The 13,778-nt window shown below is 35.2% G+C and carries 16 protein-coding genes; 15 read left to right on the forward strand and 1 reads right to left on the reverse strand.

Annotated features, from left to right (window positions below; translation table 11 throughout):
- Positions 1–68 precede the first annotated feature (68 nt).
- From PXC01_RS12875 to PXC01_RS12925, 11 genes are all read left to right on the forward strand, one after another.
- Positions 69–410, forward strand: coding sequence for a DUF4907 domain-containing protein (locus PXC01_RS12875; RefSeq protein ID WP_071339967.1), 342 nt, complete (start codon positions 69–71; stop codon positions 408–410).
- A gap of 6 nt (positions 411–416) precedes the next feature.
- A complete protein-coding gene (locus PXC01_RS12880) occupies positions 417–1,451 on the forward strand; it encodes a sensor histidine kinase (RefSeq protein WP_276472704.1) in 1,035 nt (344 codons plus the stop codon).
- Complete coding sequence (locus PXC01_RS12885; protein WP_058105768.1) at positions 1,448–2,176, forward strand: LytR/AlgR family response regulator transcription factor; 729 nt, start codon at positions 1,448–1,450, stop codon at positions 2,174–2,176. Before PXC01_RS12880 ends, PXC01_RS12885 begins: the two co-directional genes overlap by 4 nt.
- 114 nt (positions 2,177–2,290) lie before the next feature.
- Positions 2,291–2,830, forward strand: a complete 540-nt coding sequence (pyrR, locus tag PXC01_RS12890; RefSeq protein WP_058105769.1) for a bifunctional pyr operon transcriptional regulator/uracil phosphoribosyltransferase PyrR — start codon at positions 2,291–2,293, stop codon at positions 2,828–2,830.
- A gap of 4 nt (positions 2,831–2,834) precedes the next feature.
- Entirely contained in the window at positions 2,835–3,761 is a 927-nt protein-coding gene (locus tag PXC01_RS12895; RefSeq protein ID WP_058105770.1) for an aspartate carbamoyltransferase catalytic subunit, read from the forward strand.
- A gap of 1 nt (position 3,762) precedes the next feature.
- Positions 3,763–4,095 (forward strand): ribonuclease Z, encoded by a 333-nt coding sequence (locus tag PXC01_RS12900; RefSeq protein ID WP_276472705.1) that lies wholly within the window; start codon positions 3,763–3,765, stop codon positions 4,093–4,095.
- Between the two features lie 42 nt (positions 4,096–4,137).
- Entirely contained in the window at positions 4,138–5,043 is a 906-nt protein-coding gene (locus tag PXC01_RS12905) for a ribonuclease Z (protein ID WP_276472706.1), read from the forward strand.
- Between the two features lie 78 nt (positions 5,044–5,121).
- Positions 5,122–5,769: a pyridoxamine 5'-phosphate oxidase gene (gene pdxH / locus PXC01_RS12910; protein WP_276472957.1), complete on the forward strand. Its 648-nt coding sequence runs from the start codon at positions 5,122–5,124 to the stop codon at positions 5,767–5,769.
- A 10-nt stretch (positions 5,770–5,779) separates the two neighbouring features.
- Entirely contained in the window at positions 5,780–6,268 is a 489-nt protein-coding gene (locus tag PXC01_RS12915) for a SixA phosphatase family protein (RefSeq protein ID WP_276472707.1), read from the forward strand.
- Positions 6,265–8,331, forward strand: a complete 2,067-nt coding sequence (gene ppk1 / locus PXC01_RS12920) for a polyphosphate kinase 1 (protein ID WP_276472708.1) — start codon at positions 6,265–6,267, stop codon at positions 8,329–8,331. The genes PXC01_RS12915 and ppk1 overlap by 4 nt, the downstream gene beginning before the upstream one ends.
- Before the next feature lie 11 nt (positions 8,332–8,342).
- The gene (locus tag PXC01_RS12925; RefSeq protein ID WP_276472709.1) at positions 8,343–9,233 is read left to right on the forward strand and encodes a Ppx/GppA phosphatase family protein; all 891 of its coding nucleotides are present in this window, start codon (positions 8,343–8,345) and stop codon (positions 9,231–9,233) included.
- An 8-nt stretch (positions 9,234–9,241) separates the two neighbouring features.
- Here the strand turns inward: PXC01_RS12925 and PXC01_RS12930 are convergent, their stop codons facing one another.
- A complete protein-coding gene (locus PXC01_RS12930) occupies positions 9,242–9,823 on the reverse strand; it encodes a MiaE family protein (RefSeq protein ID WP_276472710.1) in 582 nt (193 codons plus the stop codon).
- A gap of 119 nt (positions 9,824–9,942) precedes the next feature.
- On the opposite strand from PXC01_RS12930, the gene PXC01_RS12935 reads away from it, so the two are divergent.
- Genes PXC01_RS12935 through PXC01_RS12950 form a run of 4 tightly spaced genes read left to right on the forward strand, consistent with a single transcriptional unit; the run spans position 9,943 to position 13,775 of the window.
- Positions 9,943–10,794, forward strand: coding sequence for an EboA domain-containing protein (locus tag PXC01_RS12935; protein ID WP_276472711.1), 852 nt, complete (start codon positions 9,943–9,945; stop codon positions 10,792–10,794).
- Between the two features lies 1 nt (position 10,795).
- A complete protein-coding gene (locus PXC01_RS12940; protein ID WP_276472712.1) occupies positions 10,796–11,704 on the forward strand; it encodes a TatD family hydrolase in 909 nt (302 codons plus the stop codon).
- 3 nt (positions 11,705–11,707) lie between these two features.
- On the forward strand, positions 11,708–12,607 hold the full coding sequence (gene eboC / locus PXC01_RS12945) for a UbiA-like protein EboC (protein WP_276472713.1): 900 nt from the start codon (positions 11,708–11,710) through the stop codon (positions 12,605–12,607).
- 7 nt (positions 12,608–12,614) lie between these two features.
- Positions 12,615–13,775 carry a 3-dehydroquinate synthase gene (locus PXC01_RS12950; RefSeq protein ID WP_276472714.1) on the forward strand — a complete coding sequence of 387 codons (1,161 nt, stop codon included), beginning with the start codon at positions 12,615–12,617 and terminating at the stop codon, positions 13,773–13,775.
- Positions 13,776–13,778 lie beyond the last annotated feature (3 nt).

Raw genomic sequence — 13,778 nt, forward strand, 5'->3', positions numbered from 1 at the left:
ATAGTGAGTGCAATTGTTAATTTTTTGGGTCAATCTGTGAAGGTTGGCCCATTTTTAAACATTTATTTATGAGTTCTACTGTAAAATACTCGCTTGCTATTGTGCTATTTTTGGTACTTGGCTTTGGCATTGTTATGTATATCCAATCTGAGCCCAGCCAAAACCAAATATTTGAAAGTCAAATAGTAAGTCTAGATGATGGATTTGGTTATAAGATTTTGAGAGGAGAAAAGATAGTGATTGTACAAGAGTTCGTTCCCGGTCTTCCAGGTAAGCAACAATTTGTTTCTAAAGAAGAAGCTCAGAAAACGGCAAACTTGGTACTATCTAAATTAGAAGAGGGGAAATCGCCAATTTTATTACCGACAGATCTGGCGAAATTGAATATTTCAACCCAAGTAGGTCATTGATAGTATATGAGATCGATAATTAATAATAGAATTCAGATAGTTGTCCATATCAGCATTTGGATTCTGTTTTATGGACTCACATTTTATCCTGTACTAAATGATGCAAGACCTATTCCTTCAGATGTGTTTCCAAAGCTCATTGTAATTATAGTACTATTCTATTTCAATTATTTTTACTTGGTACCAGAGTATTTACTGAAAAAGACTGTGCTCTTTTATTTATTTCTTTCACTGGGACTTTTGATTTTTTCGGTGTATTTGCTCAATCATTTTTTTCCGCCAAGAATACCCGATAATTTCTTTATGGAACAAGAAAGACCAAGAGGTCTTGGTTTTATGCCGTTTTATAGAACGTTCGTAAATCTTGGAATACCTTATGTGATCAGTGCCATTTTAAGAATGTATGTTGAATGGAAACGTAATGAGAATTTACGTTTATCAGTTGAAAAGGAAAATATTAAGTCTGAGCTACAATTTTTAAAGGCGCAATTAAATCCACATTTTTTGTTCAATTCACTTAATACCATTTATGCCTTATCTGTAAAAAAATCTCCAGACACCTCAGAGGCGATAGTTGATTTATCGGAACTTATGAGGTATATGATCTATGAGGCAGATAAAGACTTGGTGCCTTTAAATAAAGAACTAGATTATATAAAAAGTTATATACAGTTACAGCGATTAAGACTATCTGATAGTGAAAATGTATCCTTAAAGATTACGGGGGAAGATAGAGGGCGTGCGGTGCCGCCTTTGCTATTCATCTCGTTTATAGAAAATGCCTTTAAATACGGTACGGATTACAAGGGTAAGACCTATGTGAAAATTTCATTGATAATTACAGATGCCTCTATCTATTTGAACGTTAAGAATAAAATTGGAATTTTTAGAGAACCCACCAAGAACTCGGGTATCGGACTTGAGAATATTAGAAATCAATTAGAATTAATATATCCAGGTCTGCACAACTTAGAGGTTAGTAATGACGGCCAAGATTATGAAGTTTCTTTGACCATTTACCAAAAACAATCAAGCTTATGAAATGTATAATTATAGATGATGAGCCTTTGGCGATTGAAATACTAACGGGCTATTGTGAAAAGCTAGACTTTATAGAGTTAGTGAACTCATATACCAATCCGCTCGATGCTATTACGGAAATCAAGGAAAAGAAAATAGATTTGATCTTTTGTGATATAGAAATGCCCCAAATAAACGGTATAGATTTTATGGGCACTTTAGATAACAGACCATTGTTCATATTTACCACTGCTTATTCACATTATGCGGTAGATGGGTTTGAGTTGAATGCAGTAGATTATTTGGTGAAACCTATACCTTATCATCGTTTTATAAAATCAGTATCAAGAGTACAAGATTTAATTTCAAAAAAACAAAAGCCAATTATGGAAGCAAACGTTTTCTCATCTACCGGTGATAGTACAGTAGAAAAAAAGTTCATTTTTGTGAAGGCGGAATATGAAAGTATAAAAATAGATTTGGACCAAATTGAATATGTACAAGGTTTAAAAGATTATTTGAAAATTCATATTGCCAACACCAATAAAACCATTTTAACGTTAATGAGCTTTAAGGAGATTATGAGTAAGTTACCTGCAAATCAATTTCTTAGGGTGCATAAATCCTATGTGGTCAATGTAAATTACATTAAAACGGTACAGCGTAACAGAATAGTTATTAATGACATGCGCATACCTATTGGTGAAAGCCATAAAGAAGCCTTCTTTTCTATCTTGGGCTTATAGATTTCACGTTCATTGATCTAAATTTATTTTTTTTGATTTTACTTCCTTATTTTGGCTGTCAAAGTTTAGATAGAATTATCTATTTTTGTTAAGCTAAAAGCACGGGTGCCCATTATGAGTCAAAAAGTTTTACTCTCTTCCAAAGAAATACATATCATCCTGCACAGATTGGCTTGCCAATTGCTTGAAAACCATTTAAATTTTGAAAACACAGTTTTAATTGGAATTCAACCAAGGGGAAAATTTCTTGCTGAACGCTTGAATAAGATTTTAAAGGAGGAGTATAAGGTAAAGAAGATAGACTTAGGGTTTTTGGATATTACTTTTTATCGTGATGATTTTAGAAGAGGGGAAAAGACCCTAGAGGCCACAAAAACAAAGATAGATTTCTTGGTAGAGGACAAAAATGTTGTTTTAATTGACGATGTGCTGTACACAGGTAGAAGTATAAATGCGGCCTTAACTGCTTTGCAATCTTTTGGCAGACCAAAAGATGTAGAGTTGTTATGTTTAATAGATCGTAGATTCAGTAGACATTTGCCTATACAACCCAATTACAGAGGTCGCCAGGTAGACGCCATTAATGATGAGAAGGTAAAGGTGATGTGGGAAGAAAATGACGGGGAAGATATAATATACTTAGTAAATAGATAAGAAAATGAGCGAACTGAGTGTTAAACACTTACTGGGAATTAAATACCTAAAGGAAACCGATATTCAGCTTATTTTTGAAACTGCCGATCATTTTAAAGAGGTGATCAACCGTTCTATTAAAAAAGTGCCTTCGCTTAGAGATATTACTATTGCCAATATATTTTTTGAGAACAGTACTAGGACTAAACTGTCTTTTGAATTGGCGGAAAAGCGTTTATCTGCAGATGTGCTTAATTTTTCCGCAAGTCAGTCTTCGGTTAAAAAAGGTGAAACCTTAATAGATACGGTAAATAACATTCTATCTATGAAAGTAGATATGGTGGTGATGAGGCATCCTAACCCTGGTGCGGGCATATTTTTATCCAAACACGTAAATGCATCAATCGTAAATGCTGGCGATGGCGCACATGAGCATCCAACACAAGCATTGTTGGATTCTTACTCCATACGTGAAAAATTAGGAGACGTAGCAGGCAAAAATGTAGTGATAGTTGGTGATATTCTTCATTCACGGGTTGCCCTTTCAAATATTTTTGCGCTAAAATTACAAGGAGCAAATGTTAAGGTGTGTGGTCCTAAAACATTGCTTCCTAAGTACATAGAATCTCTAGGGGTCGGTGTAGAAACCAATTTAAGAAAAGCGTTAGAGTGGTGCGATGTAGCTAACATGCTGCGCATACAAAACGAAAGATTGGATATAAGTTATTTCCCGACCACACGAGAGTATACCCAACAATTTGGGGTGAATAAAAAATTGCTTGATAGCTTGGATAAGGAAATTGTAATAATGCACCCAGGTCCTATAAATAGAGGTGTGGAAATTACAAGTGATGTGGCAGACTCCAAGCAATCTATAATATTAAATCAGGTAGAAAACGGAGTTGCCATTCGTATGGCGGTAATTTATTTATTGGCCTCTAAAATAAAATAATATGATTTTCACTAAAGAAGAATCGTTGATTATTGTATCTCAAGAAGAAATTTCAATTGAGCGTTTTTTAGAGAATTTGCAGAAGGAATATGCAAAATTAAAAAACGATAATTTGGTGTTAGACTTGTTAAGCTTCTCAAAGTTGACACCTTATAATGTTATCTCATTTTTAGAAGTAGCAAAAATGCATAAAAAGAACGGACAGTCGTTCGTTTTGGTATCGGATAAAGTGTCTTACGATGATGTTCCTGAAGAAATTAATCTTGTGCCAACCCTTCAAGAAGCTAGAGATGTTGTTGAAATGGAAGAAATAGAACGTGATTTGGGTATATAACAATACGCAAAGCACAGATAAGAAAACTTAAGTACTTATTTTATGCGCCTTACTGTATTGGGTTGTTATGCGGCAACACCAAGAACGCTTACGAATCCTACGTCACAAGTTTTAGAAATTAACAATCAAGTTGTATTAATTGATTGTGGTGAGGGTACCCAAGTAGAGCTTAGAAGGCATAAAATAAAGTTCTCAAGAATAAACCATATTTTCATTTCTCACCTGCATGGAGATCACTTTTTTGGACTCCCAGGTTTTATTTCTACCATGAGATTATTGGGTAGGGAGAAAGCACTTCATGTATACGGCCCCAAAGGAATTAAAGAGGCTATTACATTGCTTTTGAAATTGGGAGATTCTTGGACAAACTACCCATTGTTATTTCATGAACTTACCAGTAAGGAACAGGAGCTTATCTTTGAAGATGAAAAGATAAGTGTAACTACCATACCATTAGATCATAGGGTATATACAAATGGCTACTTGTTCAGAGAAAAATTAGGCAAGAGAAAGCTGAATGTTACTGCGGCAGAAAAGTATGGGATTGACAAAGTTTACTATAACAATATAAAAAACGGAAAGAATATAACTTTGGATAATGGTACTATTGTACCCAATAGTGAATTAACCTTTGATCCGCCTGAGCCAAAATCTTATGCATTTTGTAGTGATACCATTTATGATGAAAGTTTGGCTGAAAAGATTAAAAATGTAGACGTTTTATATCATGAATCCACATTTTTAGAAACAGAGACAGATCTTGCCGTGAAAACTAAGCATGCTACCGCTAAACAAGCCGCTATGGTTGCAAAAGAAGCTAATGTAAAAACCTTAGTGTTAGGTCATTACTCTACCCGTTATAAATCAATAGCATTGTTTAAAGAAGAAGCTTCAACTATCTTCAATAATGTGCTTCTTGCTGACGACGGAAAAACATTCGAATTTTAAACCTTTTAATACGTTTTTATAACGTTTATTTTCCTTTCTTTTTAGAACTTTGTTTATCTTGTTTTTAACACGAAAATGATGCAGAAAGATTTAGGTAATTATAGAAAATCCTATGAGAAAAGTGCGTTGGTAGAAGACAGTATATCTGATAATCCAATACAGCTGTTTCAAACATGGTTTTATGAGGTTGAAAATTCCGATGGGGTAGTTGAACCTAATGCTATGACGGTTTCTACGGTAGGTTTAGATGGTTTTCCCAAAAGTAGGGTAGTACTTCTTAAGAAATATACGCATGAGGGTTTTATCTTTTATACGAACTACAATAGTGAAAAGGGGAAAGCTATTAGTGAAAACCCAAATCTCTGTCTGTCCTTTTTTTGGGCAAACTTAGAGCGCCAGGTAATCATAAAAGGTGTTGCCGAAAAATTGCCCGAAAATCTTTCTGATGGTTATTTTGAGTCAAGACCTGAAGGAAGTAAATTAGGGGCATTGGTATCGGATCAAAGTACTGTAATAGATTCCAGAGCCGTATTGGAAGATAAATTGGCTAAGTTGGAAAAAGAATATAACGGTAAAGAAATAGAAAGGCCTAAGCATTGGGGTGGCTATTTGGTAAGACCGCAATCTATAGAATTTTGGCAAGGTAGACCTAACAGACTACATGATAGAATTAGGTACACACTTACCAGTGAATATGATTGGAAAATAGAGCGTTTGGCTCCTTAACTATTTGAAAATGAAGAATCTATTTTTAATGCGTCACGGTAAGTCTTCTTGGGAGCTTAATGTAAGTGATCAGGACAGGGCTCTTTTACAAAGAGGAATTTCTGATGCCCGTTTGGTAGCCGAAGAGATGCAAAGATTAAATTTGAAAATAGATCATGTTTATACCAGCCCGGCAAATAGAGCTTTTCATACGTGTATGATTTGCTTACGAGTACTATATTATCCACTGGAGAATTGTAATGTTACCGCAGACCTGTATGATTTTTCAGGAAATCAAGTGTTTCAGTTTATTCAAGATTTAGACGATAAATTAGATAATGTACTTCTGTTTGGGCACAACCATACTTTTACTCATTTGGCAAATTCTATGGGTAATAAGCATATTGACAATGTGCCAACTAGCGGATTCGTTCATTTGCAATTCAACGAAAATACCTGGGCTAAAGTTATAAAAGGCTCAACGATACAAACCATTTTTCCTAAGCAACTAAAAGCATGATTAAAAATAACAACCAGTACGTAAATAGAGAAATAAGTTGGTTATGGTTTAACGAGCGTGTACTGCAGGAAAGTGCGGACAAAAATGTTCCGTTAATTGAAAGATTACGTTTTTTAGGTATTTTTTCCAACAACTTAGATGAGTTCTTTAAGGTTAGGTATGCAACCGTTAAACGTATAGTTGAAGCCGGTAAAACTGGTAAAAGTGTATTGGGAGGAGAAAAAGCAAAAGACCTTCTGGAAGAAATTACGAATATTGTAATTGAACAACAGACTAAGAGTTTAACAATTCTGAGAAGAATTGAGCATGAACTTGAGGGTAAAAACATTTTCATTTTAAAGGAAACCGAATTAAACGATAATCAAAAGGAATTTGTAAAAGCCTATTTCCTAAAAGAGGTTAGTCCGCAATTAATGACCATAATCTTAAATGATCTAACCGGTTTCCCTACCTTAAAAGATACTGCAGCGTATCTGGCGGTTAAAATGGTTATTAAAAGTGATGAAAGTAAGAAAGAAAAACGATATGCACTTATTGAAATTCCAAAGGGTATAGATCGTTTTGTGGTATTGCCTGATGAAGGAGAAAAAAGCTATATCATTATTTTAGATGATTTAATAAGATACTGCCTAGGTAATATTTTTACCATGTTCGAATATGAATCTATTTCTGCCCACATGATAAAAATTACTAGAGATGCAGAGTTAGATATAGATAATGATTTAAGTAAAAGTTTTATCGAGAAAATATCTTCTAGTGTTGAACATAGAAAAATAGGTGATCCTGTACGCTTTGTATATGATAAGAGTATTGGCAGGGATACTTTGACATTTTTGAAAGAGAAAATGAATATAGAGGATACGGATAGTGTAATTCCTGGAGGAAGATATCACAATCGTAGAGATTATATGGGTTTTCCAAGCTTGGGTAGAAAAGATTTGTTGTATGACAAAATAACTCCGCTACCGGTTAAAGGGCTTAGTGTAGAAGGTAGTATTCTTGAAAGTATCGCTAAAAAAGATTATTTACAATATACACCTTACCATACGTTTACCTATGTACTGAAATTTTTACGAGAAGCCGCACTTGATCCAAAAGTGCGTACCATAAAGATTACGGTTTATAGACTGGCAAGTAACTCGCAAATAGCGGCAAGTTTGATCAATGCGGTTAAAAATGGTAAACAGGTAACCGTTCAAATTGAACTTCAGGCACGTTTTGATGAGCAGGCAAATATTGAATATGCAGAGCAGTTACAGTCAGAAGGGGTTAAATTAATATTTGGTGTTCCAGGGTTAAAAGTACATAGTAAAATATGCTTAATTGAGCGCGAAGAAAATGGAGCTTTAAAGCGATACGGTTTTGTGAGTACAGGTAATTTTAATGAATCTACCGCAAGAATTTATACAGATTTTACTCTTTTTACAGCAGATGATTCTATACTTAAAGAGTTGAATAAAGTCTTTGACTTTTTTGAGACTACCTACAAGATCAACAAGTATAAACATCTTATAGTATCTCCGCATTATACCAAAAATGCGTTCATGAAATTAATTGATAATGAGATAGCAAATGCCAAGCAGGGCAAAGTGGCTTTTATCAAAATAAAAATGAACAGTTTTACCTCTTACAAAATGGTAGATAAACTGTATGAGGCTAGTAGGGCAGGGGTAAAGATCCAGTTGATCATAAGAGGTATATGTTGCTTAATACCAGGGGTTGAGGGTATGAGTGAAAACATAGAAGCCATAAGTGTTATAGACAAATTTTTAGAGCATACTCGTTTCTTTGCGTTTGCAAACGGTGGCGATACTAAAATGTATATATCATCTGCAGATTGGATGACGAGAAATCTTGATTACAGAGTAGAAGTTGGTTGTCCTATTTATGACGAGGATATTAAAAAAGAATTGATGGATACTTTTGATATCTGTTGGAAGGATAATACGAAAGCCCGTGTGTTCAATGCTGCACAAGATAATGCCTATAGAAAGACTACGTTGCCTAGAATTAGGTCTCAATTTGCAACATATGAGTACTACGCGAATAGACAGGAATTATAAAATAGAATCTTTTGAAGGTTAGAAAATTTGCAGCAATAGATATTGGCTCCAACGCCATAAGGTTACTCACACATAACGTGATTGAAGATAAGGGTAAAAAGACCCAATTTAGAAAAAGTGCCTTGGTTAGGGTTCCTGTAAGACTGGGTGAAGATTCGTTTACGGTTGGTGAAATATCAGAAGTAAACGAAACAAGGTTGATAAAAGCAATGAAAGCCTTTAAGCTTTTGATGGAAGTCGCTGGAGTGGAGAAATATAGAGCCTGTGCCACCTCTGCAATGAGAGAAGCGAATAACGGAAATGAGATTATAGAGAAGGTCTCCAAAGAATCTGGAATTCAAATTGATCTCATAGATGGTAAACAAGAAGCAGCTATAATAGCTTCAACAGACCTAAAGAATCTTATTACCAAGGATCAATCTTACTTGTATATTGATGTTGGTGGGGGTAGTACGGAATTTACCGTATTTTCTCAGGGCAAGATTCAAGTATCAAAGTCCTTTAAACTAGGTACGGTAAGGCTGTTAAATGATATGGTAAAGCCAGAAACTTGGAAAAAATTAGAAGAATGGATAAAGGTAAATTTAAAGGATAGGCCTAAAATATCTATAATCGGTTCTGGCGGTAACATCAACAAATTACATAAATTATCTGGTAGAAAAGAGGGTGAGCCATTATCGTATATTTGGTTGAATGCGCAATATCATTTTTTGGATAGCTTAAGTTATGATGATAGAATATCGGAACTGGGCTTAAATCCAGATAGGGCAGATGTAATAATACCGGCAACCAAAATTTTCCTTTCGGCTGCAAAATGGAGCGGTGCAAAAAAAATACATGTACCCAAAATAGGACTGTCCGATGGTATTATTAAAGATTTGTACAATTCTGAAAATAAGTAGATAGATATTTAACCGTGAATAGATTCTTTGGTTCCTAAATCTTTCATGATCTGGGCTTCGTATTCTAGAAGGCTGTCCCATTTTTTATTGACCTCTTCAAGATCCCCGTATTTACGTGCAAACTTTAAGAACATGGTATAATGACCTGCCTCGCTGACCATAAGTTTATGGTAGAAGTCCGCTAATTTTTTATCTTCCAACTCTTCAGAAAGTAGTCTAAAACGTTCGCAGCTTCTAGCCTCTATTAATGCCGCATAAAGTAAACGATGTACCAATTGTGTAGTTCTGCTTCCTCCTTTGGGGAAAAATTTGATCAACTCAATTACGTAGTCATCCTTTCTGTCTCTGCCTAATGTATTGCCGCGTTGTAAAATAAGGTCATGCACCATTTTAAAATGCCCCATCTCCTCTCTAGATAACGCGACCATTTCAGTAACAAGGTCGGTATATTCGGGAAAAGATACAATTAGGGATATTGCCGTACTAGCAGCTTTTTGCTCGCAATATGCATGGTCTGTTAATATTTCGTCTATATTTTTTTCGACAATATTCACCCATCTTGGATCTGTAGGTAGTTTTAATCCTAGCATAATTTTCTTTTTTTCAAAATTAGAAAGATTTTAAAGATCAAACGAATTTTAATCAAAAACCTAGGCGTCTTACTGCTGAATAATAATTATTTTTGAGATACCATCGATCAAACATCAAAATGCATAATAGACAGGATATTCAGAATATTTTAATCCAATACGGACCGGCAGAAAGTGTCGCTTGGTTAATGGGCAAAACTGAAAAGTTAGCTTTAGAAAAATCTTCAAAAGATTTGTTCATGGCTTACAGTTTAATAAATATGAAATTTGACGGTGTAGAACCACTAGTATTTAAAAGTCAAAAATGTAAAAGTGCATATTACTTTAGCGAACATAAAGCCAATGTTTTGGAAATAGCGCGAATTTTTTTGTTGTCAGAAGTACTCTCACAAGATTTGGATTTCTTTACGCCTAAAATAGCAAATATCATTCAGGTGGCTGATACTGGAGAGCTAAAGACCTTTTTAAAATATTTGATATTACTGCCAAACCCAGAAGCTTATAAGAATGCGGCAGTAGAAGCTTTGAGAACGAACATAGCTACTGTTTTTGATGCCATATCAATGAACAATCCATATCCGGCTGAATATTTCAATGATCAACAATGGAATCAAATGTATTTAAAAGCCGCATTTATGGAGCGTGACCTTTCAAAAATAGAATCTGTGGACGAAAGGGCAAATGAAGATTTAGCTAGAATAATATCCGATTATGCACATGAAAGATGGGCTGCAGGCAGAAAAATAGATCCATTGTTCTGGAGACCTGTTTCAAAATTTTTAAATGAGCAGCTTTTAGGTGATATGAAGACCTTACTTAACAGTAGTGATGTTGTAGAAAATTTAGCCGGAGCTCTTTGCTGTTATTATTCAGAAAACGAAAAAGCCCTTGCGCTATTAAATGGAAAGCCAGAGCTAAAACATAAAATTGCCGACGGGCACACCACTTGGAATACGATAAAACAACATTAGAATGGAAGATAAAATGATGATTATAGATCCGCATGTACACATGACTTCAAGAACGACCGATGATTATGAAGCTATGGCTGCTGCGGGGGTTGTTGCGATTATAGAGCCTTCATTTTGGCTTGGTCAGCCTAGAACCCAAGTAGGGTCTTTTCAGGATTACTTTAGTAGTTTGGTAGGTTGGGAGCCATTTAGGGCCAGCCAATTCGGAATTAAACATTACTGTACAATTGGTTTAAATTCCAAAGAAGCTAATAACGAAGCTTTGGCTGAACAAGTAATAGAATTATTGCCTTTATACTTACATAAAGAGAATGTAGTTGCTATTGGGGAAATAGGATATGATGATCAAACACCTGCAGAGGATAAGTTTTTTAGAATGCAGCTAGATATGGCCAAAGAACTTAACATGACCGTACAGGTGCATACACCACACCGAGATAAAAAAGCAGGAACCATAAAGAGTATGGAGGTTTGTTTGGAACATGGTTTGGACCCATCGAACGTTATAATAGATCATAATAATGAAGAAACCGTAAAAGAGGTTCTTGACCGTGGTTTTATTGCTGCTTTTACCATTTATCCTAAAACAAAAATGGGCAACGAGCGTATGGTAGAAGTTGTTAAGAAGTATGGAAGTGATAATATTATAGTGGATAGTTCTGCAGATTGGGGTGTGAGTGACCCTTTAGCAGTGCCAAAAACAGCATCCTTAATGTTGAAAAGAGGTATAGCTTTAGAAGATGTTAGAAAAACCTGCTATCAAAATGCCTTGGATGCTTTTAGTAAAAATGGTAAAATGAAAGAAGCACATTGGTTACAACCGGATAGTATTAATCAATCACAGCTTTTTAACGATAATAGTGTTCTTAGAGGGCAAAAACCTCGTATTGACGAAGATCAAATCATTTAACAAATGAAAGAGAAGTTAATGGGTTTTGCCCGTTTGGCAAGACCTGCGAATTTGCCAACTGCCGCAGCGGATATAATGGCGGGATTCGCTATTGCCTTGTATCTAAAGAACATCGTTGTAATTGATTTTTTAAAGGAGCATAATGTTGATCTTTTGCTATTGGTAATTTCATCTGTAAGTTTATATGCAGGCGGTGTGGTATTTAACGATGTTTTCGATGCAGATCTAGATGCGGTCGAAAGACCGGAGAGGGCAATTCCAAGCGGACTTGTGCCCAAAAAGGAAGCTATTTATTTTGGGACAATTCTCATGCTGATCGGTATAACATTGGCATTTAAAACTACTGTATTATCAGGTTTAATATCCGTTGCTCTGACTATGGCAATCTTAACTTATGATGGCTATTTTAAGAAATTTAATTTTTTCGGACCCTTAAATATGGGGATTTGCCGTGGATTAAACCTTCTAATGGGTATGTCTATTCTGGGAAGTTTAGATCAGTGGTACATTTCATTGGTTCCTGTAGTTTATATTTTTGCCATTACTTTGATAAGTAGGGGCGAGGTGCATGGCAACAATAAAAAGCACATTGTATGGGCGGGTATTTTGTATGCATTGGTTATAACTTCTATATTGTTCACGGTAATGTGGCAAACTTCTCAAATTTTAGCTATAGTTCCATTTTTATTTTTGTTTGGGTATTTGATTTTTAAGCCCTTGATTAAGGCATATAAAGAAAATTCGCCTAAAAATATTAAAAGTGCGGTAATGGGTGGTGTTTTGTCGCTAGTAGTAATGAACGCTTGTTGGGTGGCCGGTTTTTCTAATTGGTATTTGGCATTGGTCGTTTTATTATTGTTACCATTATCCATGCTTTTGTCAAAATTATTTGCAGTAACATAAAATGAATATGCAATTACAACCTATAAAACAGTCTTTTCAAGTACAGTATGATTATCAATTATATTTTACTTCTGGACTATTTGCTTTAGAAAATCCTTTATTCGCAAATCTTATTTCGGATTATAAAGATTTTGGGCCAGTTAAACTTCTCTTTGTGTTGGATGACGGAGTTAAAAATCATCATCGAGCTCTAGTAAGCCAAATTGAAAATTATTGCAATAAACATAAGCAAACTATAAAATATACCGACACTTTAGTGTTGCCAGGGGGAGAACGAGTAAAGAATAGTGATAAGGCTATTGAAACAGTTTTAAAAGGGGTAAACGATAATAAAATTTGTCGTCATTCTTTTGTGGTAGTCATTGGTGGTGGTGCTGTAATTGATATGGTCGGTTATGCGGCAGCTATAGCACATAGAGGCGTTAAATTGATAAGAATACCTACAACGGTATTATCACAGAACGATTCTGCAGTAGGGGTAAAGAACAGTGTAAATGCATTTAAGAAAAAAAATTTTTTAGGAACATTTGCACCGCCGTTCGCCATAATTAACGACAGTGATTTTCTTGAAACCTTAGAACAGCGCGATTGGATTTCCGGAATTTCCGAAGCCATTAAAGTGGCATTGATCAAGGATAAAACTTTTTTTAAATATATTGCCGATAATGCAGTTGCATTAAAAAATAGGGAAATGGAGCCCATGCAGTATGTTATTTACAAATGTGCCGAAATGCACATGCATCATATTGCACAAGGTGGAGACCCATTTGAATCAGGATCGTCTAGACCTCTGGATTTTGGGCATTGGGCTGCACATAAAATGGAATTCATGACCAATTATGAGTTGCGACATGGTGAAGCTGTAGCTAAAGGCATCGCATTAGATGTTACCTATGCGCAGTTAGTTGGATTGATTTCTGAAGAGGATTTACAGCACATTTTGGATGTAATGATCGCTATTGGTTTTGATTTATCACTCCCGGTGCAGAGCAATGATGAAATTGAGCAGTTATTAAACGGTATAGAAGAGTTTAGAGAGCATTTAGGGGGACAATTAACAATAACCCTTATTTCTGATTTGGGCGTAAAGCACGACGTACATACTATTGATATGGAGTTAATGTCCAAAGCCATTACTAAACTTAATCATCAATTCGCATTAAATTAAATG

It is taken from the genome of Maribacter huludaoensis (assembly GCF_029350945.1).
GTDB lineage: Bacteria > Bacteroidota > Bacteroidia > Flavobacteriales > Flavobacteriaceae > Maribacter > Maribacter huludaoensis.